18 protein-coding genes, 2 tRNA genes and 1 pseudogene are annotated in these 21,491 nt (G+C 64.9%); 10 read left to right on the plus strand and 11 right to left on the minus strand.

Annotated elements, in window-relative coordinates; genetic code table 11:
• The first annotated feature begins 6 nt into the window (after positions 1–6).
• The 9 genes and pseudogenes from U5N23_RS13155 (at position 7) to U5N23_RS13195 (ending at position 11,069) form a co-directional block, all read left to right on the plus strand.
• The gene (locus tag U5N23_RS13155) at positions 7–750 is read left to right on the plus strand and encodes a GntR family transcriptional regulator (protein ID WP_322593263.1); all 744 of its coding nucleotides are present in this window, start codon (positions 7–9) and stop codon (positions 748–750) included.
• 8 nt (positions 751–758) lie between these two features.
• Positions 759–923, plus strand: a pseudogene (locus U5N23_RS13160) (IS5/IS1182 family transposase); the annotation flags it as partial.
• A 182-nt stretch (positions 924–1,105) separates the two neighbouring features.
• The gene (locus U5N23_RS13165; RefSeq protein ID WP_322593264.1) at positions 1,106–2,311 is read left to right on the plus strand and encodes a DKNYY domain-containing protein; all 1,206 of its coding nucleotides are present in this window, start codon (positions 1,106–1,108) and stop codon (positions 2,309–2,311) included.
• 44 nt (positions 2,312–2,355) lie between these two features.
• Positions 2,356–3,390: a hypothetical protein gene (locus U5N23_RS13170; RefSeq protein ID WP_322593265.1), complete on the plus strand. Its 1,035-nt coding sequence runs from the start codon at positions 2,356–2,358 to the stop codon at positions 3,388–3,390.
• Between the two features lie 36 nt (positions 3,391–3,426).
• Complete coding sequence (locus U5N23_RS13175; protein ID WP_322593266.1) at positions 3,427–4,089, plus strand: hypothetical protein; 663 nt, start codon at positions 3,427–3,429, stop codon at positions 4,087–4,089.
• 4 nt (positions 4,090–4,093) lie between these two features.
• On the plus strand, positions 4,094–4,684 hold the full coding sequence (locus U5N23_RS13180) for a hypothetical protein (protein ID WP_322593267.1): 591 nt from the start codon (positions 4,094–4,096) through the stop codon (positions 4,682–4,684).
• Positions 4,685–4,750: 66 nt separating this feature from the next.
• Positions 4,751–7,129, plus strand: coding sequence for a WG repeat-containing protein (locus tag U5N23_RS13185; protein WP_322593268.1), 2,379 nt, complete (start codon positions 4,751–4,753; stop codon positions 7,127–7,129).
• A 32-nt stretch (positions 7,130–7,161) separates the two neighbouring features.
• A complete protein-coding gene (locus tag U5N23_RS13190) occupies positions 7,162–10,047 on the plus strand; it encodes a WG repeat-containing protein (protein ID WP_322593269.1) in 2,886 nt (961 codons plus the stop codon).
• A gap of 113 nt (positions 10,048–10,160) precedes the next feature.
• Positions 10,161–11,069, plus strand: coding sequence for a hypothetical protein (locus U5N23_RS13195; RefSeq protein WP_322593270.1), 909 nt, complete (start codon positions 10,161–10,163; stop codon positions 11,067–11,069).
• A 221-nt stretch (positions 11,070–11,290) separates the two neighbouring features.
• Here the strand turns inward: U5N23_RS13195 and U5N23_RS13200 are convergent.
• The 11 genes from U5N23_RS13200 to uvrB all read right to left on the minus strand — a co-directional run bounded on the left by U5N23_RS13200 (position 11,291) and on the right by uvrB (position 20,211).
• Positions 11,291–11,365, minus strand: a tRNA-Val gene (locus tag U5N23_RS13200).
• Between the two features lie 54 nt (positions 11,366–11,419).
• Positions 11,420–11,494, minus strand: a tRNA-Val gene (locus U5N23_RS13205).
• 38 nt (positions 11,495–11,532) lie between these two features.
• Positions 11,533–12,246 carry a DNA polymerase III subunit epsilon gene (dnaQ, locus tag U5N23_RS13210; RefSeq protein WP_322593271.1) on the minus strand — a complete coding sequence of 238 codons (714 nt, stop codon included), beginning with the start codon at positions 12,244–12,246 and terminating at the stop codon, positions 11,533–11,535.
• A gap of 1 nt (position 12,247) precedes the next feature.
• Positions 12,248–12,586, minus strand: a complete 339-nt coding sequence (gene fdx, locus U5N23_RS13215; protein WP_057203111.1) for an ISC system 2Fe-2S type ferredoxin — start codon at positions 12,584–12,586, stop codon at positions 12,248–12,250.
• A gap of 37 nt (positions 12,587–12,623) precedes the next feature.
• The gene (hscA, locus tag U5N23_RS13220; RefSeq protein WP_322593272.1) at positions 12,624–14,492 is read right to left on the minus strand and encodes a Fe-S protein assembly chaperone HscA; all 1,869 of its coding nucleotides are present in this window, start codon (positions 14,490–14,492) and stop codon (positions 12,624–12,626) included.
• 82 nt (positions 14,493–14,574) lie between these two features.
• Entirely contained in the window at positions 14,575–15,093 is a 519-nt protein-coding gene (hscB, locus tag U5N23_RS13225) for a Fe-S protein assembly co-chaperone HscB (RefSeq protein WP_322593273.1), read from the minus strand.
• Between the two features lie 97 nt (positions 15,094–15,190).
• Positions 15,191–15,514 carry an iron-sulfur cluster assembly protein IscA gene (gene iscA / locus U5N23_RS13230; protein ID WP_057203114.1) on the minus strand — a complete coding sequence of 108 codons (324 nt, stop codon included), beginning with the start codon at positions 15,512–15,514 and terminating at the stop codon, positions 15,191–15,193.
• 6 nt (positions 15,515–15,520) lie between these two features.
• Positions 15,521–15,919, minus strand: a complete 399-nt coding sequence (gene iscU / locus U5N23_RS13235; protein WP_322593274.1) for a Fe-S cluster assembly scaffold IscU — start codon at positions 15,917–15,919, stop codon at positions 15,521–15,523.
• 41 nt (positions 15,920–15,960) lie between these two features.
• The gene (locus U5N23_RS13240; protein WP_322593275.1) at positions 15,961–17,175 is read right to left on the minus strand and encodes an IscS subfamily cysteine desulfurase; all 1,215 of its coding nucleotides are present in this window, start codon (positions 17,173–17,175) and stop codon (positions 15,961–15,963) included.
• Between the two features lie 116 nt (positions 17,176–17,291).
• The gene (iscR, locus tag U5N23_RS13245; RefSeq protein WP_007851285.1) at positions 17,292–17,828 is read right to left on the minus strand and encodes a Fe-S cluster assembly transcriptional regulator IscR; all 537 of its coding nucleotides are present in this window, start codon (positions 17,826–17,828) and stop codon (positions 17,292–17,294) included.
• Positions 17,829–18,120: 292 nt separating this feature from the next.
• Positions 18,121–20,211, minus strand: a complete 2,091-nt coding sequence (uvrB, locus tag U5N23_RS13250) for an excinuclease ABC subunit UvrB (protein WP_322593276.1) — start codon at positions 20,209–20,211, stop codon at positions 18,121–18,123.
• Between the two features lie 105 nt (positions 20,212–20,316).
• On the opposite strand from uvrB, the gene U5N23_RS13255 reads away from it, so the two are divergent.
• Positions 20,317–21,491 (plus strand): amino acid aminotransferase (locus U5N23_RS13255; protein ID WP_322593277.1); only part of this gene is annotated, 1,175 nt, incomplete at its 3' end.

A 21,491-nucleotide genomic window follows, 5' to 3' on the forward strand; every position in this document is an offset into this window, starting at 1 on the left:
CGCCTTGTGCAGACACCCCGCCCCGCCTCCCCTCCTTCCAAGACGAAACCGGTGCGCAGCTCGCGCGCCGACGATGTGTACGCCCAGCTCAAGCGCGACGTGGGCGAGTTCAAGCTGGTGCCGGGTGACCGCTTCACCGAGAACGAGATCTGCGAACGCCTGGGCGTCTCGCGCACGCCCGTGCGCCAGGCCCTGGTGCGCCTGCAGCAAGAGGGCTATGTCGAGGTGCTGTTTCGCAGCGGCTGGCGCGTGCTGCCCTTCGACTTCGACCAGTTCGAACAGCTCTACGACCTGCGCATGGTGCTGGAGACGACCGCCGTGCACCGCCTGTGCGACGAAGGCACGGGGGCGCTCAAGTCCATCCAGGTCGACCACCGGTTGCTCGACGAACTCAACAACGTCTGGCTCGTGCCGCCGGACCAGCGCAGCACCGATACCCTGCAGGTGGCGGCCTGGGACGAGGCCTTCCACTGCGCTTTGGTGCGCGCCGCCGGCAATGCCGAGATGACGCGCGTGCACCGCGACGTGACCGAGCGCATCCGCATCATCCGCCGGCTCGACTTCACGCAGCAGGCGCGCATCGATGCCACCTACGACGAGCACGCCACCATCCTCAAGGCCATCCGCGCGCACCGCGGCGACCAAGCCGCCATGCTGCTGCGCGCCCACATCCAGACCAGCCAGGCCGAGGTACGCAAGATCACCCTGCACCAGGTCCACATGGCACGGCTGGGGCCAAACGCCGGGTAAGTGACCCCATCCATGGGCTTGGGGGGACCAAGAAGACGCGCAAGCAGGGGTTGCGGTCCCAGATGAATCGAGTGGTTCCCTGGGCTGCATTGATCGATCTCATTGCCCTGTACTACCCAAAGGGCAAGAATGGCCGACGGCCCTTTGCCCTGGTGATCACGCTGCGCATGCACTGATTGCAGCCATGGTTCAGCTTGTCGGATCTGCCCCATCCCCAAACCACCGCTCGGGTCAATCTGGGCTTCACGCCTGTCTGCTACAGGACTCCGCTGATCGGCCTGTATTGGGCCAAAGGTTCAACATCGCGCCCAACAACGCTACATTGATCTGATCGCTGTTGCAAGGATCAGGGAAGATGAAGCACCACTTCAGTGGCCGTACGGGGGCCCGGTTCGCCTGCCACTGGCTGGGTCGTGCCATGGCAGGCTTGTGGCTCACGCTGGCCAACGCGCTGCCGGCTTTCGCCTCGCCAGTGGACCCTGCCGTCAGCCAGAGCTACCTCAGCGGCTGGATGGGTGGCATCCACTATTGCAGAGCGGGCCTGTGCGTCAAACTGGGCCGGCGCGACATGCCACAGGCCGACCGCGCCAGCTTCCGCCCGCTGTCCGAAAGCTATGCCGTCGACCGCCAACGTGTGTATTACGAAGGGCGTGAAATCCAGGGATCCGACCCCGCCACGCTGCGGGTGATGGGCCCAGATCATGCGGCGGACCTGCAGTCGCTCTACATCAAGGGCTTTCGCGTGCGGGAAGCCGATGCCGCCACAGCGCGCTATCTGCCCCGCCACTATGTGCTGGACCAGCACAAGGTCTGGTATGGCGAGTTCGAGTCTGGTCAGCCGAACTATGTGCTCAGGGAACTGAAGGGCACCGACCCTAAGCGCTTCCAGTTACCCGACCCTGGCAATGACACGCTGGCCACCGACGGCCAGCGGCTGTTTCGGGGTGCGCAGGCGCTGCCGTTGACACTTGGCCCGGATTTCCGCCTGCTGGAGAGCCAAAGTCTGCTGGCCTTCGTCTCGGATGCCCAACTGCATGTGTTGGCCTACGGGCTGCAGTGGCCCGACGCAAGCGCCATCCGCGAGGCAGGCACCGCTCAGCGCAGCGCCTGGCTGAGCCTGCCTGGGCCACCCTCGCTGCAGGGAGGTGGTGCTTGGCGCCTGCTCAACGGGCGTTGGCTGATCGCCGAGCAGGATCGGCGCTGGCGCCTGTTGCGCGAGGGCGTGAAGCGCCTCACCACCTTCGATGAGAGCCGCTGGTACGCGGTGGCCGATGGAGTGCTCTGGTACGCACCTCCACGCTGGGAAGTGCCTGCGTTTGAGGTCGGCCCGGCGGCAGCCGACCTGCGTTTGCTTAGCCCCTACTACGTGGTCAACAACGGCCTCGTTATCTATCATGGACGTCCTGTCCAGGGCGCTGACCCAGCCAGCTTTGAGATCGCCCCCAAAGGCATGTTCCGCTTCAGCGTCGATGCCGTGGACAGCCAGTGGCTGTACGGCATGGGCGAGCGGGTGGATACGAACGACGAGGCCGGGCGCCAACGGCATCGCATGCCCCGGTGACGCCTTAGCGACATCACACGAAACCACCAAGTGGACCTTTCCTGATGAAAAAAAGCGAGGGAGTGATGCAAGGCAGCGAATCTGTACACACGGACATCAAGACCCTGTATCAGGACTTCAAGAAGCGCCGCCTGATTCCGCCGTTTCGCAACGCCGGGTTCCGCATCGAGACACCGGGCCGGTATGTGAGAGACGTGGGCGATGTGCACCAGGCGGTGTACCTCAACGCACAGGGCAACCACCGAAACGATCCCAACAGGAAATTCACGTTCGACATCGCCATCGGCGACACGCTCATCCACGACGACGGCCCCTACACCGGGTTCACCTGCCGATTCGGTTACCTCAAATGCGCCAGCGATGCGTGGTTTTACCTTTATCCCCACAATGAGCAGTCCCTGGGCGATCTGGTTGCGCTGGAGCTGGAGCGCTACGCCATCCCCTTGCTCGACTGGGCCACGAACCAGCAGCGCGTCGAACACCTCAAGGCGCTTACAGCCCAGGGCCACAGCCAGCTGACGCCCCAACTGCGAGCACTCGTGCCTGGCTTTGGCAGGGACTTCGCAGCAGAATTCCAGACGCTCTGGACAGGGCACGTCGTTCCCCTCCTTTGCGCGGTCGACTTTACCGAACAAGACGGCGTTCTTGTCAGAAGCCTGGGCAGCGGCATTACACAGGCGTTCTCCTGGCGCTACATGACAAACGACACCCAGAGCTTTCTGGATCTCGAAGGCATCCTGGCCGTCCATGTGCCCACGCCTGAGCATCCCGAACCGATCGCGCCCATGCGGCCTCCCGTGTGGTGGCTGGTATCGAGCACCTATGTGGTCAGCGGACACTCCAGCCACTTCCGGCGTTACCAGTTGGCCGAGCACACCCCTGGTCAGATGGGCGCCTTGCTCCGAAGCGACCTGGAGCAGCATCTGCAGCCCTGGTTCGATCGCCACATCACGGCCAGCGACATCAGCCTCACCCGACGGGATGTCGATGCCTACCTGCAACAACGCACAAGCCCCGTCCAAATACCGCCAACGAATCTGGGCAAGCTGAGACTTCAAGCCGTTGCGCCCCCCGTTTGACTTGCCCCTCTCCTACCAATCATTCCGCCATACATCGTGACGCATCACATCATGCTTCAGAAAAAGGAGCCCGGCTGTCCGCTTGGAGTGTTCGACGCCATACTTCTCGACCGGTTTCGCGAGAACGGAAAAGACACCAACTACGGCTACCTGCCCTGGTACAGCAGCCCTGGCAGCCAGCCATTTCCAGACGGGCTTTGCCTGATCACCACATTCAAACGGTTCAGCTTCGATATCCGCTCGGACAGCTCGTTCTTTTATGTCGTCAGCAGCCGCTTCGTTGAAGCCTTCACCGAAGCGGGCGGTGTCTTCGAGGATTGCAAGCAGGTCGAGGTGCGCTCGCAGCGTGGCGCCCTGCTTGCCTTGCAGTACCACGTTTGCAGATTCACGTCCCATGATGTCGACGAGGTGTCTCGGCCTGACTTGATGGAATGCTCGCAAGATGAATTCCTCCCGCATCCCAAGCGCCTGGAGATCCGCGACGATTTCAAAGCCCCGGTGTTCAAGGTCAAGAAGCTGAGCGCGCGGGTCAACCTCCCTTTCTGCAGCGAAGCATTTCGCAAGATCGCCCAACGCATGCAATTGCGCGGCATCCAGTTTGAAAACGCCCACGGATTCAACTGGCCGGCGGCCATGCCGTTTGCACAAGAGTTTCTGGCGGTTGCCAGCGGCAAGTTACCGATCCGACTGCCTTTGTAGGCGGGTGACGCAGATCCGCCACCGCATGAAGCAGCGATTTCAACAACAGCAGACGGACGGCCAGTCAAATGACGGGATGCCAGAGAGCCAGCAGCGCGTGCATCGCCGGCGCACCACCCGACTGGAGCGGGCGGGATGGTGGGTGCTCGCCTTGTATGGCCTGACCCTCGTGCTGCACATCGTGCCTTGGTATCACCCCGGCTTTCGACCGCCTGTGCAACTGGCCAACGGAGCGCTGCTGGTCGCGGGTGCGCTGGCCATCGTGCTGGTGCTGGTCCCGGCCTATGCGCGCCGCCAACAATGGGGGTGGCTGCTGGCCAGCCTGTCTGCCGGGCTCGCGCTTTTCATGGGCACCGGCCAGGCACACGCTTGGCGCCTGGCATGGACCGACCACTTGCTCCAGACCCGCCACTGCAATGACTCCACGCAGGCCAGCGGCACCCGCGTGCTCGGCGGCCTGGTGCGCACGGGCGGCCTGGGCGCCGGGGGTGGCGCCGAGTACGTCAACAGCACGCATTGCCTCTTCGTGGTCTGCCGGGAAGAATTTTTTCCATGCCTTCGACCATCACCAGCACAGGACGTGCGCCATCCTTAGCGCCCACACGCCTACGCCCGACCTGCATCGCCTATTTCGTGTCAACCCTGCCGTTAAACAGCCAATATGGACACGCTTTCAGAAACGCCCGTCGATCAATTCGTCCCGCCTCGCCAACTGCCGATCTGCCTGGCAGACCGCCGCTCCTGGATCTTCCTGCTGCTCGATCCACAAGGGCACCAGGTCGGCCCAGCGGAGGGCTTTCTGAGCGTGCGAGGCTTCCATGCGCCGCCCGTGAACGGCGTGCGGACCAGTGCAGCACAGGCACTGGATGGCCGCTGGGGATTCATTGATGAAGCCGGGGCCTGGCGGGTGCCGCCCCTGTTCGAAGACACCCGCAATGCTGCCAGCAACGGCGTGGCACGCTTTCGCCAGAACGGCCTCTGGGGCTACATGCTCCCCACCGGCAAGGTGCTCACAGAACCCCATTTCGAGCAATGCAGGCCCTACCACAACGGCGTGGCGGCGGTCAAACCGGTCGAGGGCGGTTGGCGCTTCATCGACGAGGCGGGAGCGTTCACCGGCGACGAGGAACACGACGACCTGCGTGATCTGGGCGAAGCCGGCCTGGCCTGGGCCGCGCGGTACGAGTTCCGATCCAAAGAGGGTCGACGGCTGATCGGCTTCGTGGACCGGCAAGGTCGCTGGGTGATCGAGCCCACGTTCGGCTATGCGGAATCTTTCGGGCCTCATGGAGTGGCGCCAGCCCAGCGCAGCCGCAATGCCTATGGCCTCATCGACACCAAGGGCCATTGGGTGCTGGAGCCCGAATACAACCGGGACATGGATCCTTTTGACGAGGACGGCCTGGCCAGCTTTCAGATCACCGGGGGCGACTATGAGCGTGGCTTCATGAACACCCGAGGCGAGATCTGCATCGCGCCCGGGCGCTACATGGAGCGCCACCGCAGCGGCGGCTTCGCGCGGTCGAACTACCAGTACTACCGTGCAGACGGTTCCCGGCTCAAATACAACGCCCAGTTGTGCATGGGCGATGATTTCCGCCCGCTGGGCGGCTTTGCCGTGGTGCGATTGGACCGCATGAAAGCCCATGGCGACCAGCCTGGCCAGGAAAGGAACTGGGCGCTGCTGCATGCCGATGGCCAGGTGGTGCCCATGCCATCGTCATTGCGTGAACCCCTTACCGGGGCCGACGGCTGGCTGCTGCCCGAATGCCTGAACACCCCATGGGTGCCCTTCATCGACCAGCAGGGCCATGTTGTCTGGGTGGACGGCATGTTTTGCGAACAGGCCCGCCTGGCCACGGCATCTGGCGGTGCCAGCCTGCACACGGCGGCGGGCGAGGTCTGGTCCGGCCACCATGAAGCGCTGGGTCCGGTGAAACCGTTCTTCTCGCCCTACGCCGAACAGGTGCTCGTGGACGTGGCGAGCATGGCGGATCTGCTGCCGCTGGTGGAGCAGCTGTGCACGAAAGTAGAAGAGCGCCTGCACCGCACGGCCGCCAGCGAGGCGCTGGAGCCTGTGCGTGACCACCCGGACGCCGACGAGATGGATGAAGACGATGATGACGACTGGGACGACAACGGTGACGAAAGTGGTGACGACGAAGACGCTGCCCTGGTCGGCCTTGACTGGCGCACCACCCGTACTGAGGCGCGACAGACGGCCCGCCTGCTACGGGCCGAGCGCCGCTTGAGCCGCCACTACCTGGACGAAAGCCATGGCGGCCACTATCACTTCCTCTACGGCGAATGGGGTGACCTCAGCCACGCGTTGTACGAGCAGTTCCTGCAGATCCTGACCGAACGCTTCGGGCCACCCAACGTGCTGCCTGAATGGGCTGGCTGGCAGGAAAGCCACAAGCCCTGGCTGGGCTGGGCCATTCCTCTCCAACAGCCCTTGCCGGGCGACGACGGTCGCTGGCCTGAGTACCGGCAACTCTGGATCTGCCTGCAACAGAGCAGCGACACGGGCGACGGCGACGGCTGGGACGAAAACTGGCTGCTCGTGGCTCCGAGCGTCGATGCGCTCGCGCTGGCCTTGCGTGCCCGCGCTGGACCGCCCGGCGCGCCGACGGCACCTGATGAAGCTGCGGCCGTCCGCCTTGTGTCCAACCATCCCCATGCCCTGCAGGCGCTGCCCAGGGAACACCTGAGCGAAGCGGTGATTGACGCGGCGCTGGACGCCAACATCGAAGTCATCAAACAGGTGCCCAAACATCTGATGAACAGCGAACGCTATGCGCGTGCCGTGCGCGAGCACCAGTTGGAGATCAGGCAGGTACCGCTGGAGATGCTCGACGAAGCCATCTGCATGGCCAATCTGAGCTACAGAAGCATGAGCCTGGGCGAAATTCCAGAGCCCTGGCGCACAGAGGCTGTGTGCCTGGAGGCGCTTCGACAGACGCCCTACGCCATCGAACACGTCCCCGAATCCATCCGGCGGGCTCTCCAGGGCCGTGGCATGGACCTTCAGAAGCCCTGAAAAATGACCCGCCAGCAGAAAGGCCATTGCGCATGAATGACGCCCCCACCCGAGACTGGCCCTGGCAGGCCGCCCTGTGCACCCCCGGCCGAAAGCGCCACACGGTGTTGCTGTTCGATGCTCAAGGTCGCACCGTTGGCCCGAAGCAAGGCCTGATCGCGGCGCGGGCCTACTCCACCAGCGGCGCAGGCGGTCCTGCGCTGTTGCCGGCGCGGGCGTTGGAAGGCGGCTGGGGCTTCATCGACACCGATGGCGAATGGGCCGTGCCGCCCCACTTCGAGGACACACGCAATGCCGCACCCAATGGGCTTGCACGCTTCAAGCAGGGCGGCCTCTGGGGCTACATGCGCTTGACGGGCGAGGTGCTGATCGCCCCCCGCTTCGAAGACTGCCGCCCGTTCCGCAACGGGGTGGCTGCGGTCAAATTGTCGGCCAAGGAATGGCGCTTCATCGACGAACAGGGCCGTTTCACCAGCGAGCGCGGCCACCACGAGCTGGGTGACCTGGGCGAAGCTGGCCTGGCACGCGCCATGCGCTGGAACATCACCGGCAATACCCGCAAAGTGGGATTCGTGGACCGCGAAGGCGAATGGCTCATCAAGCCCGAGTTCGGCTTTGCGCAAGCCTTTGACCGCCATGGTGTCACCGCAGCCACACCCGACCACGACAAGGGGTACGGGTTGATCGACACCAGCGGTCAATGGGTATTGCCGCCTGATAGGAACCGGCATATCGAGTCCTTCGACGAAGAGGGCTTTGCCAGCTTCCAGATCACCAAGGGGAACTTCGAACGCGGTTTTCTGGGCCTGCAGGGCCAGGTGCTGATCGAGGCTAAGCACAACCTGGAGCCGTCTCGCGTCTGCGGGCTGGCCCGGCAAGGCAATACCTTCTGGCAGGCCGACGGTACAAAGCTGGCCACGCAGGGCCTGCGCATGGCCACCGACTTCCGCCCCATCGGACGCGTTGCGTTGGTGAGGCAGAGGCACGAGCCGGCTCAGGACGGCGCACCGGCACAGGCGGGCAACTGGGCTTTGCTGCACACCGACGGACGCGTGGTGCCCATGCCCGATCACCTGCGCGAACCCCTCACCGACCCCGGCGGCTGGCTGCCGGCAGAACGCGGCGACACGCCTTGGGTGCCCTTCATCGACCGCAACGGTGGGCTGGTTTGGGTGGACGGCGAGTTCCACGAAATGGCCCGGGCGTCACTGACCCCGGGGCGCGGCAGCTTGCACACATCAGCAGGCGAAGTGTGGTCGGCCACAGACGCCGCTCTGGGCCCCGTGCAGCCCTTCTTCGATCCGCCCACGCAAGCCGTGCTGCAGGGCCTGGAAGACACCTCCGCCGTGTGGCCTTTGCTGGAGCACCTGCGGCGCGAAGTGGAAGAGCGCCTGCACCAGGTGGCCCAGGGACTGACTCCCGAGCGCTCTGCCAGCAACACCGAAGACGACGACGATGACTGGGATGAAGAGGACGAAGACAGCGACGAGGATGACGACGCAGACGAGAACGGTGGCCGTCGGGATTCGCAGCGAACGCTGGCTGCGCAGCGCGCTGAGGCCCGCCGACTTTCCAGACTGGTGCGCGTGGAGCAGCGGCTGGCCCGCCACTACATCAGCGAAGGACACAACGGCCCCTATGAATTCCTGTGCGATGAATGGAGCAAGGCGAGCAAGGCCTTGCGCGAAGTCCTGCGGCGCCACCTGGGCGATCGACTGGGGGTGGCCGACCCCAGGCCTGAATGGGCCGGCGCAGCGGATAGCCACTTCCACTCGCCCGGCTGGGCCATTCCCTTGAACCAACCATTGCCCGGCGACGACGGCAGCCTGCCCGAAAACCGCCAGCTGTGGGCCTGCCTGTGCGACCTGGATGATGCCGGCGACGGTGACGCCTGGTGGGAAACCTGGCTGGTGGTCGCCCCCAGCGTGGACGCCCTGGCCCTCGCACTGCGGGCGCGGCGCGGCGAACCCGCCGTGCCATCCATGCGCGACGAAGCCGCCACGCTGGCGTTGCTGGCCAGCGACCCCTATGAGCTGCAGCACATTCCCCGCGAGCGCCTGACCGACGCCATGATCGACACGGCCCTGCAGGCCAATGCCAACACCGTTGCATACGTGCCCCGGCGCCTCATGACGCCCGACCGGTACACGCTGGCGGTGCGCGAAGACAAGCTGGACCCCTCCGAAGTGCCGCCCGACATGCTCACCGAAGCCTGCTGCCTGGCCTATGTGAGCCACAGCGGCTGGGGGCTGCCCCGCGTGCCAGAGGCCTTTCGCACCACGGCTGTCTACCTGCAGGCCATCCAGAGAACCCCTGCCGTCCAGCGGGAGGCGCCCCCTGCCGTGCTGGATGAACTGCGGGCAGCCGGGCACGAGATCCCGGACCCCGACGAACAGTGGCGCAAGCTCAGAAAGAGTATCGACGCAACATTGGAAAACATGAACACCCGCATGGCCGACCCCTTCATGCAGATGCTGCTGGAAAAACCGCAGACGCCATGGCAGCGGGTGCGCCACAGCCTGCGCATGGGAGGCTGGGTGCTGCGCACTTCCATGAAGGCGCGCACCGATGAACCCGCCACGCACAAGGGCCTGACCGGCTGGCTGGAAAGCCGACCGGTGCTGACCGTGATGGGCAATGCCGTGCTGGGCATTCTGGCGCTGGGTGGCCACATCTGGGTCACGGTCAAAGCCATTGAACTCGAAGGCTGGATTGCGGGCGTGGCCACCGCCTTGCTGATGGGCCTGTCCGAGGCCTACTGGGCCTGGCGCTTCTTCTTTGTTGAGCCCACCCAAGCGGGCCTGGGTCTGGTCGCCCTCGCCGTGATCGCCTACGGCCTCATCTGGGTGCCCACCTACCGGCGCATTGGCCAAGTCTATGCACGCCAAATTGAGAGCAAAAAGGAGGATCAGACATGAATTCACGACGCCAACCAACCCGGTTCAGCACCCGTGCCTGGGCTCAGCGCACCGCCATCGCAGGCATGGCATGTGCCAGTCTGCTGTGGGGCACATCGGCACTGGCCCAACCCGTGCCACACGCACCCACAGCACCACTTGCCCAGCCAGCCAATCCGGCAGATATCGCTGCCTTGGTGCGGCGCGAGAACTGGCCCACGCGCCTGGCCATGCTGCGCCGTGCTACCGAGCAGCAACTGGAGATCGCAATGAGCAGCCCGGCCTGGGCCGACATGGGTGAGCAGAGGACGGCGCTTCTGGCCGATATTCAGGCCTACATGGCCGAGCGCTTCGCCTGGCCAGGCGAACTGCAAGACTTGATTCTCAAGGCTTACCAGGAAGACGCCAGCCAGAACGACGTGCGAGCGCTGCTGGACTTTTACGGGTCGCCCGATGGGCAATGGCTGGTTCGGCGCTTTCAGAATGCACTGGACAAGGTCGAGCAGAAGCTTCAGCTGGACGCGCGCACCCTCATCACCCATTGGATCGACGGCCTCTCGACCGCACCCGCCGCGGCCCCTTACGAGCCCAAGCCTGCCACCATTTGGCGACCAGAGAGCACCCACGCCACCCAGTGCGCCCACGCACTGAACACGCTGGTCAAGCCGGACTGGTCGAGGCAACTAGACGGCATCAAGATCGCGGCCATCGGGCGTATTTCCAGGTTGATCAACTCGTTGCCCGACGGTGAGGCGCGGCGCACTGCCTTCCTGAGCCGCCTGAAACACGAAATCACCTACGAGGCCTTTGAACCTACCTTGGTAGCGGCCCTGTGCGCCGAACTCAGCGAGCCTGAGCTCGTCCGTGGGCTGGCGATTGAGCAGTCCCCAGCCCGACAAGCACTCAAGCCCATTGAATCCCGATTGGCCCAGTCCTTCGGCCCGCGCATACTGGCCTGGCAAGAGAAAACCCTGATGCCAGGCATCGGCAAGCGCATGCAGGACGCCCGCCGGGCTGCGGTGGGGCAGTCACCCGCACGCTGAGCAATCCGTAGCGCCGCATCCCTGGCACCTGTATGGCCCGGCGGTCCCATCGGTTTCGAAGCTGGGGTCAACCTGTACACCTACCTGTGCGGCGGCGGCATCTGTGGCGCTACACCGATCCCACCGGTGAGTCCAATCCCTGATTGCTGATCAACTAGGGCCTGTTCACGCGCCGCAACGAAAAAACCCTTGCAAGCCATAAGCCTGCAAGGGTTTCGAATTGGTGGGAGATGCAAGTTTCGAACTTGCGACCCCTGCAGTGTGAATGCAGTGCTCTACCCCTGAGCTAATCTCCCGCAGCGCCATCCTTCGTGCGAAGGACTTTGCCGTGGCCTGTCTGCGAGCGTGGGTGGTGGGAGATGCAAGTTTCGAACTTGCGACCCCTGCAGTGTGAATGCAGTGCTCTACCCCTGAGCTAATCTCCCGTTGTCGCTGCGACAGCCTTCGATTATGGCACAACTTTTCAGGCGTTTTCGAATTTTCGCCAGATTGTCTTGCCGCCGCTCGCCTTGTCGATCTGCGTGAGCACCTCGGCGTGCGACGCCACCTCCTGCTCGCTGGCGGGCAGCACGGGCAGCACCAGGCCGCGCAGGTCGATCGCGGCCACGCTGATGCCGCCGGCGCTGTCGTCCGTGTCGTCGATCACCAGCAGCGCATCCTGCCCGCGCGTCATGTTGATGTAGACGTCGGCCAGCAACTCGGCATCGAGCAAGGCGCCGTGCAGCGTGCGGCCCGAGTTGTCCACCTCCAGCCGGTCGCACAGGGCGTCGAGCGAGTTGCGCTTGCCGGGGAACATTTCCTTGGCCATGGCCAGGGTGTCGGTCACGCTTCCGACGTAGGTCTTGAGCGGCGGACGGCCCGTGAGCTCAAGCTCCTTGTTCAGGAAGCCCACGTCGAAGGCCGCGTTGTGGATGATGACTTCGGCGTCCTTGAGGTACTCGAGGATGTCCGGCGCCAGCTCGGCGAACTTGGGCTTGTCGCGCAGGAACTCGTTGCTGATGCCGTGGACCTTGAGCGCGTCCTCATGGCTGTCGCGCCCCGGGTTGAAGTAGAAATGCAGGTTGTTGCCGGTGAGCTTGCGGTTGAGCAGCTCCACGCAACCGAGTTCGATGATGCGGTCGCCACCTTCGGCCGAGAGGCCGGTGGTTTCGGTATCGAGAACGATCTGCCGTGTCATGTCAGTGATTCTCTTTCGCGTGGTTGATCGTGTACTTGGGGATTTCCACGGTCACATCGGTTTGCGCCAGGATGGCCTGGCAGGACAGGCGCGATTGGGGCTCCAGGCCCCAGGCGCGGTCCAGCAGGTCTTCCTCTTCCTCTTCGGCATCGTTGAGCGAGGACAGGCCCTGGCGCACGATGACGTGGCAGGTGGTGCAGGCGCAGCTCATGTCGCAGGCGTGCTCGATGTCGATGTGGTTGTCCAGCATGGCCTCGCAGATCGAGGTGCCGGCGGGCGCGGTGATTTCGGCGCCAGCGGGACAGTATTCCGGGTGGGGCAGGATTCGGATGACGGGCATGGGGGCGTCTTGTTCTTGTGGGGTGAAAAAGGGGCGGTCAGAAGGACTGCACGTTGCGGCCGGCCAGGGCCTGCTGGATGCCGCGGTTCATGCGCTGCGCGGCAAAGGCCTCGGTGCCCTTGGCCAGAGCCTCGGTAGCGGCCTCGATCACGGCGGCATCCTCGGCTTCGCGCTGGCCGCGCAGGGCCTGCATCAAGGCGTCGATCTCGGCGCGCTCTGCCGCCGAGAGCACATCGCCGTCGGCGTCGAGTGCGCTCTGGGTGGCCAGCAGCATGCGGTCGGCGTCCACACGGGCCTCGACCACGGCACGGGCACGCATGTCCTGCGCGGCGGTGGCAAAGCCGTCCTGCAGCATGCGGGCGATCTCGTCGTCCGACAGGCCGTAGGAGGGCTTCACGTCGATGCGCGCCTCCACCCCGCTGCCCTGCTCCTTGGCGCTCACGCTCAAGAGGCCGTCGGCATCGACGGTGAAGGTCACGCGGATGCGCGCGGCGCCGGCCGCCATGGGTGGAATGCCGCGCAGCTCGAAGCGCGCGAGGCTGCGGCAGTCCTGCACCAGGTCGCGCTCACCCTGCAGCACGTGGATGGCCAGGGCGGTCTGGCCGTCCTTGTAGGTGGTGAAATCCTGCGCCTTGGCGGTGGGAATCGTCTCGTTGCGCGCCACGATGCGCTCGACCAGGCCGCCCATGGTCTCGATGCCCAGCGACAGCGGGATCACGTCGAGCAGCAGCAGGTCGCCCGACGTGTTGTTGCCGGCCAGCTGGTTGGCCTGGATGGAGGCACCCAGGGCCACCACCTCGTCGGGGTTCAGGTTGGTCAGCGGCGTGGTGCCGAAGAAGTCGGCCACGGCCTGCTGCACCTGCGGCATGCGGGTGGAGCCGCCGACCATGACCACGCCCTGCACGTCCTCGCGCGTGAGCTGCGCATCGCGCAGCGCACGGCGCACGGCCACCATGGAGCGCGCCGTGAGCGGCGCCGTGGCGGCCTCGAAGTCCGCGCGCGACACGGCGTGCTGCACGCCCTGGCCCGCCAACTGCGCGGTGAAGGTGGCGCTGTCGGCGGCGCTCAGCGCCTCCTTGCAGGCGCGGGCCGCCATGCGGGCCGCGACCTTGTCGCCGGGCGAGTCGACGGTGCGGCCCAGTTGCTGCAGCACCCAGTCTGCCAGGGCGGCGTCGTAGTCGTCCCCGCCCAGGGCGGAATCACCGCCGGTGGCAATGACCTCGAACACGCCCTGCGTGAGGCGCAGGATGGAGATGTCGAAGGTGCCGCCCCCCAGGTCGTACACGGCGTAGACGCCCTCGCTGGCATTGTCCAGCCCATAGGCGATGGCGGCGGCCGTGGGCTCGTTGATCAGGCGCAGCAGGTGGATGCCGGCCAGTTGGGCCGCGTCCTTGGTGGCCTGGCGCTGGGCGTCGTCGAAGTACGCGGGCACGGTGATCACGGCACCGTACAGGTCGTCGTTGAAGGTGTCTTCGGCGCGGTAGCGCAGCGTGGCCAGGATCTCGGCGCTCACCTCCACGGGCGACTTAACGCCCCCCACGGTGGCCAGGCTCACCATGCCCAGGGCGCTGTCGGCCGGGGGCACGAAGTCGTAGGGCAGCTTGGCGGCATCGGCCACGTCGGCCAGGCCCCGGCCCATGAAGCGCTTGACCGAGGCAATGGTGTTGCGCGGGTCCTCCACCTGCGCGGCCACGGCGTCGTGCCCGATCTGGCGGCCACCCGCCTCCAGGTAGCGCACCACCGAGGGCAGCAGCACCCGGCCCTGGTCGTCGGGCAGGCATTCGGCCACACCGTTGCGCACGGCAGCCACCAGGGAATGCGTGGTCCCGAGGTCGATGCCCACGGCAATGCGCCGCTGGTGCGGGTCGGGAGACTGGCCGGGTTCGGAGATCTGCAAAAGCGCCATGGAGTGATTCTTGTCGTCGTGTTCTACGTTGTCTGCAAGCCCGCCGCGCGGCCCGCAGGAAAGGGGCAAGCCCCGCTAGCCTCTATTGTCCCAGTTGATCCCGGCGGCGCTCGATGTCGTCGCCAAATCGCGCAATGAACATGAGGGCTCTGACCTCGCGCGCCGCAGCGGCGGCATCGCCCTGCTCGTCCAGCAACTGGCCGCAGCGGGCCAGCGCCGCGCGCCGCGCCTGCTGCACCTCGTCGTCCAGCGCATCGATGGCGGCCTCGCCCTGAGCGTCTTCGAGCGCCTCGCGCCACTCCATCTGCTGCATCAGAAAGGCCGCCGGCATGGCCGTGTTGTCCTCGGCGCGGATCGGCGCATCGCGCAATTCGCAGAGGTAGGCGGCGCGGCGCAGCGGGTCTTTGAGGCGCTGGTAGGCCTCGTTGATGCGCACCGACCACTGCATGGCCACGCGCTGGGCCGCAGCGCCCTGGGCGGCGAACTTGTCGGGGTGGGCTTCGCGCTGCAGCTCCTTCCAGCGCGCATCGATGGCGCTGCGCTCCTGCGCAAAGCGCTGCGCCAGGCCGAACAGCTCGAAATCGTCGGATTGCAGGTTCATGGAGGGGAAAGGATCAAGAAAAAACCGCCAGCACAGAGGTGCGATGGCGGTTTGGCTGGGCAGTCGGCGCCGGCACCAGGGCCGGCACAGCAAGCGACTAGACGCGGAAGCTCTCGCCGCAACCGCAGCGGTCGCGCTCGTTGGGGTTGTTGAACTTGAAGCCTTCGTTCAGGCCCTCGCGCACGAAGTCGAGCTCGGTGCCGTCGATGTAGGCCAGGCTCTTGGGGTCGATCAGCAGCTTCACGCCATGGTTTTCGAACACCACGTCTTCAGGCGCGCTGTCGTCCACGTACTCAAGCTGGTAGGCCAGGCCCGAACAGCCCGTGGTCTTGACGCCCAAGCGCACGCCCAGCCCCTTGCCCCGGCGGGACAGGTAGCGGGTCACGTGCCGCGCAGCGGCTTCGGTCAGCGTGATGGCCATGGTCGATCAGGCGGTCGCAGCCGCGGCGTGCTTGGTCTTGTAGTCGAGCACGGCGGCCTTGATGGCGTCTTCCGCGAGGATGGAGCAGTGGATCTTGACGGGCGGCAGGGCCAGCTCTTCGGCGATCACGCTGTTCTTCAGGGCCGCTGCTTCGTCCAGCGTCTTGCCCTTGACCCATTCGGTCACGAGCGAGGACGAGGCGATGGCCGAGCCGCAGCCATAGGTCTTGAAGCGTGCGTCTTCGATCACGCCGGTTTCGGGGTTCACCTTGATCTGCAGCTTCATCACGTCGCCGCAGGCGGGTGCGCCCACCATGCCGGTGCCCACCGAATCGTCACCCTTGTCGAACGAACCCACGTTGCGGGGGTTCTCGTAATGGTCAACCACTTTGTCTGAATAAGCCATGATGTCTACCTCTTCAATTCGTCAAAATGCCATGAATCCGGTCAGTGCGCAGCCCACTGGATGGTGCTGATGTCGACGCCATCCTGGTACATCTCCCACAGCGGGCTGAGCTCGCGCAGGCGGGCGACGTTCTCGCGGATGGTGGAGATCGCGTAGTCGATCTCTTCCTCGGTCGTGAAGCGGCCGATGGTCATGCGCAGGCTGCTGTGGGCCAGCTCGTCGCTGCGGCCCAGGGCGCGCAGCACGTAGCTGGGCTCCAGGCTGGCCGAGGTGCAGGCCGACCCGGAGGACACGGCCAGGCCCTTGATGCCCATGATGAGCGACTCGCCTTCGACGTAGTTGAAGCTCATGTTCAGGTTCTGCGGCACACGGCGCTCCATGCTGCCGTTGATGAACACCTGCTCGATGTCCTTCAAGCCATTGAGCAGGCGCTGCTGCAGTGCATGGGCCTTGGCGTTGGATTCGGCCATTTCTTCCTTGGCGATGCGAAACGCCTCGCCCATGCCCACGATCTGGTGCGTGGGCAAGGTGCCCGAGCGCATGCCGCGCTCATGGCCACCACCGTGCATCTGCGCCTCCAGGCGCACGCGGGGCTTGCGGCGCACGTACAGGGCGCCCACGCCCTTGGGGCCGTAGGTCTTGTGCGCGGTCATGCTCATCAGGTCGATGGGCAGGGTGTTCATGTCGATCTCGACGCGGCCCGTGGCCTGCGCGGCATCGACGTGCAGCAGCACGCCCTTTTCTCGGCACAGTGCACCGATGGCCGGAATGTCCTGGATCACGCCGATCTCGTTGTTCACGAACAGGATGCTCACGAGCACCGTGTCAGGGCGGATGGCGGCCTTCAGGGCCTCCAGGTCCACCAGGCCGTCTTCCTGGACGTCGAGGTAGGTGGCTTCAAAGCCCTGGCGTTCGAGCTCGCGCACCGTGTCCAGCACAGCCTTGTGCTCGGTCTTGAGCGTGATCAGGTGCTTGCCCTTGCCCTTGTAGAACTGGGCCGCGCCCTTCAGGGCCAGGTTGATCGATTCCGTGGCGCCGCTGGTCCAGACGATCTCGCGCGGGTCGGCGTTGATCAGCTCGGCCACCTGCACACGCGCCTTCTCGACCGCCTCTTCCGCTTCCCAGCCCCAGGCATGGCTGCGCGATGCCGGGTTGCCGAAGTGCTCGCGCAACCAGGGGATCATGGCGTCCACGACGCGGGGGTCCACCGGGGTGGTTGCGCCGTAGTCGAGGTAGATGGGGAAGTGTGGAGTCATGGCGTGGCTGGCTCAGGAGGAATGCTGGCTTGCAAACAACGAAGCGCTGTTAGTTACAAAGACAAGAAACGTTCAGGGCGGTGCCGACCCCAGGGCCGGCATGGTCGATCTGGAGGTCAGGACTTGGCGAACACGTTGCCCAGCGCGAACACCGAATTCGGGGCGTTCACACGGATCGGCTTGACCACGGGGGTCGTCGAGATGGCGCGGCGCACGACCGGCTTGTCCTCGATCTGCACGCCCTTGGCCAGTTGCTCTTCCACCAGCTTTTGCAGCGTGACGGAATCGAGGAACTCGACCATGCGCTGGTTCAGCGAGGCCCACAGCTCGTGCGTCATGCAGCGGCCGGCTTCGCCCAGGCAGTTTTCCTTGCCGCCGCACTGGGTGGCGTCAATGGGTTCGTCCACGGATACGATGATGTCGGCCACCGTGATGTCGCCCGCCTTGCGGGCCAGGGTGTAGCCGCCGCCGGGGCCACGGGTGGATTCCACCAGTTCGTGGCGGCGCAGCTTGCCGAACAGCTGTTCCAGGTAGGACAGCGAAATCTGCTGGCGCTGGCTGATGGCAGCCAGGGTGACGGGTCCGTTGTTCTGGCGCAGGGCCAGGTCAATCATGGCGGTGACCGCAAAACGGCCTTTGGTAGTGAGACGCATCGCAAGCTCCTTGTGCTAAGGCTTGTTCGTTATAGAAACTGCCGACTGCAGGCTGTTGGCCTGCAACGACACCGTCTCCGCCCCTTACTCCACCCGGGTTTTCCCGGTGCAGAGCCCTTCATCTTGTGGGCTTTTGTTCTTGAGTAGTTTGTAGGAGTATAGCACAAATCCCTATCGAATCAGTCGGGATAAGAAACTGCCGGGTCACTATTTCCCCATACGCGTTTTTACTGACCGCCCAATTCGCCAGGAGTGCACTTCCCCGCCTTCATGTCGGGGTGCAAACTCCTTTTCACAAGGCCACGGAATCATTGCCATGCGCACCGAAGGCCTGGTCTTTGAGGCGCGTGAGCTGGTCGCGCACGCGGGCCGCCTGCTCGAACTCGAGGTTGCGCGCGTGCTCCAGCATGAGCTTTTCGAGCCGCTTGATCTCGCGCGCCACGTCCTTCTCGGACATGTCTTCCACCTTGGCGCGCTGCATCGTTTCCTGCTCCAGGCGCTCGGCGTCCTTGCCCGCTTTCTCGCTGTACACCCCGTCAATCAGGTCTCTTACCCTCTTGACAATGCTGCGCGGCGTGATTCCGTGGGCCTCGTTGTGTGCGATCTGTTTGATGCGCCGGCGTTCCGTCTCGCCCATGGCTTTTTTCATGGAGTCGGTGATGCGGTCCGCGTAGAGGATGGCGTGGCCATTCAGGTTGCGCGCCGCGCGGCCGATGGTCTGGATCAGGCTGCGCTCGGCCCGCAGGAAACCCTCCTTGTCGGCATCGAGGATGGCCACCAGCGATACCTCGGGGATGTCGAGCCCCTCGCGCAGCAGGTTGATGCCCACCAGCACGTCGAAGGCGCCCAGACGCAGGTCGCGGATGATCTCGACCCGCTCCACCGTGTCCACGTCGCTGTGCAGGTAGCGCACCTTGACGCCGTTGTCCGTGAGGTAGTCGGTCAGCTGCTCGGCCATGCGCTTGGTCAGCGTGGTGATGAGCACGCGCTCGTTCTTCTCGGCGCGGATGCGGATCTCCTGCAGCACATCATCCACCTGATGGGTGGCGGGGCGCACCTCCACGACCGGGTCCACCAGGCCTGTGGGGCGCACCACCTGGTCCACCACCTGCCCTGCGTGGGTCTTTTCGTAGTCGGCCGGGGTGGCCGAGACGAACACCACCTGGCGCATGCGCTGCTCGAACTCCTCGAACTTCAGCGGCCGGTTGTCCAGCGCCGAGGGCAGGCGAAAGCCATACTCCACCAGCGTGGTCTTGCGCGAGCGGTCGCCGCTGTACATGGCGTTGAGCTGGCCGATCATCTGGTGGCTCTCGTCCAGGAACATCAGCGCGTTCTTGGGCATGTAGTCGGTCAGCGTGCTCGGCGGGTCGCCCGGCGCCGCGCCCGACAGGTGGCGCGTGTAGTTCTCGATGCCCTTGCAGTGCCCTACCTCGCTGAGCATCTCCAGATCGAAGCGGGTGCGCTGCTCCAGGCGCTGGGCCTCCACCAGCTTGCCGTCGGCAAGCAGTTGCTTCAAGCGCTCGGCCAGCTCGATCTTGATGGTCTCGACGGCCGCCAGCACCTTGTCGCGCGGCGTCACATAGTGGCTGCTGGGGTAGACCGTGAAGCGCGGGATCTTCTGCTTGACGCGGCCGGTGAGCGGGTCGAACAGCTGCAGGCTCTCGATCTCGTCGTCGAACAGCTCGATGCGGATGGCCAGCTCCGAGTGCTCGGCAGGAAAGACGTCGATGGTGTCGCCGCGCACGCGGAACTTGCCGCGCGAGAAATCGGCCTCGTTGCGCTGGTACTGCATGCGGATGAGCTGGGCGATCACGTCGCGCTGGCCCAGCTTGTCGCCGGTGCGCAAGGTCATCACCATGCGGTGGTAGCTCTCGGGCTCGCCGATGCCGTAGATGGCCGAGACGGTGGCCACGATGACCACGTCGGTGCGCTCCATCAGGCTCTTGGTGCACGACAGGCGCATCTGCTCGATGTGCTCGTTGATCGCGCTGTCCTTTTCGATGAACAGGTCGCGCTGGGGCACATAGGCCTCGGGCTGGTAGTAGTCGTAGTAGCTCACGAAGTACTCCACGGCGTTCTTCGGAAAGAACTCGCGGAACTCGCTGTACAGCTGCGCGGCCAGGGTCTTGTTGGGCGCGAACACGATGGCCGGGCGGCCCATGCGGGCGATCACGTTGGCCATGGTGAAGGTCTTGCCCGAGCCCGTCACCCCGAGCAGGGTCTGAAAGGCCTCGCCATCGTTGAGCCCCTCGACGAGCTTGGCGATGGCCTCGGGCTGGTCGCCCGCAGGGGGATACGGTTGGAACAGCTCGAACGGCGAATCGGGGAAGCGCACGAACTCGCCGTCTTGCTGATCCGGTATGACTTCTGATATTTCCAGCATGGGGTGCGTCAACGGTTGGGGTGGTCAGGCCGTTAAAATCGGCGGAACCTGGCACGTTACACCACGCCCGGATTCTTCGCTACTGACAACCTTTCAAGGATTTTCATGTCTCTGTTCACCGCCGTCGAAATGGCACCCCGCGACCCGATCCTGGGCCTCAACGAGCAATTTGCTGCCGACACCAACCCCAACAAGGTCAACCTGGGTGTGGGCGTGTATTTCGACGACAACGGCAAGCTGCCCCTGCTGCAATGCGTGCAGGCCGCTGAAAAGACCATGATGTCGACCCCCACGGCGCGCGGCTACCTGCCCATCGACGGCATCGTGGCCTATGACAATGCCGTCAAGGGCCTGGTCTTCGGCGCGGACAGCGAGCCCGTGACCTCCGGCCGCGTGGCCACCGTGCAGGCCATCGGCGGCACCGGCGGCCTGAAGATCGGCGCTGACTTCCTGAAGAAGGTCAGCCCGAACGCCAAGGTGCTGATCTCCGACCCGAGCTGGGAAAACCACCGTGCGCTGTTCACCAACGCCGGCTTCGAGGTCGACAGCTACGCCTACTACGATGCCGAAAAGCGCGGCGTGAACTTCGAAGGCTTCCTGGCCAGCCTGAACGCCGCCGTGGCCGGCACCATCGTCGTGCTGCACGCCTGCTGCCACAACCCCACCGGCTACGACATCACCGCCGAGCAGTGGGACCAGGTCATCGCCGTCGTCAAGGCGAAGAACCTCACCCCCTTCCTGGACATGGCCTACCAGGGCTTTGGCCATGGCATCGCCGAAGACGGCGCCGTGATCGGCAAGTTCGTGGCCGCCGGCCTGAACTTCTTCGTCTCCACCTCGTTCAGCAAGAGCTTCAGCCTGTACGGCGAGCGCGTGGGCGGCCTGTCGGTGCTCTGCGCCAACAAGGAAGAAGCCAGCCGCGTGCTGAGCCAGCTCAAGATCGTGATCCGCACGAACTACTCCAACCCACCCATCCACGGCGGCGCCGTGGTGGCCGCCGTGCTGGGCAGCCCTGAACTGCGCGCCCTGTGGGAGCAGGAGCTGGCCGAAATGCGCGTGCGCATCAAGGCCATGCGCCAGAAGCTGGTCGACGGCCTGAAGGCCGCCGGCGTGAAGCAGGACATGTCCTTCATCACCACCCAGATCGGCATGTTCAGCTACTCGGGCCTCTCCAAGGACCAGATGGTGCGCCTGCGCACCGAGTTCGGCGTGTACGGCACCGACACCGGCCGCATGTGCGTTGCTGCCCTGAACAGCAAGAACATCGACTACGTCTGCCA

The organism is Acidovorax sp. (assembly GCF_034519795.1).
Taxonomy (GTDB): domain Bacteria; phylum Pseudomonadota; class Gammaproteobacteria; order Burkholderiales; family Burkholderiaceae_C; genus Acidovorax.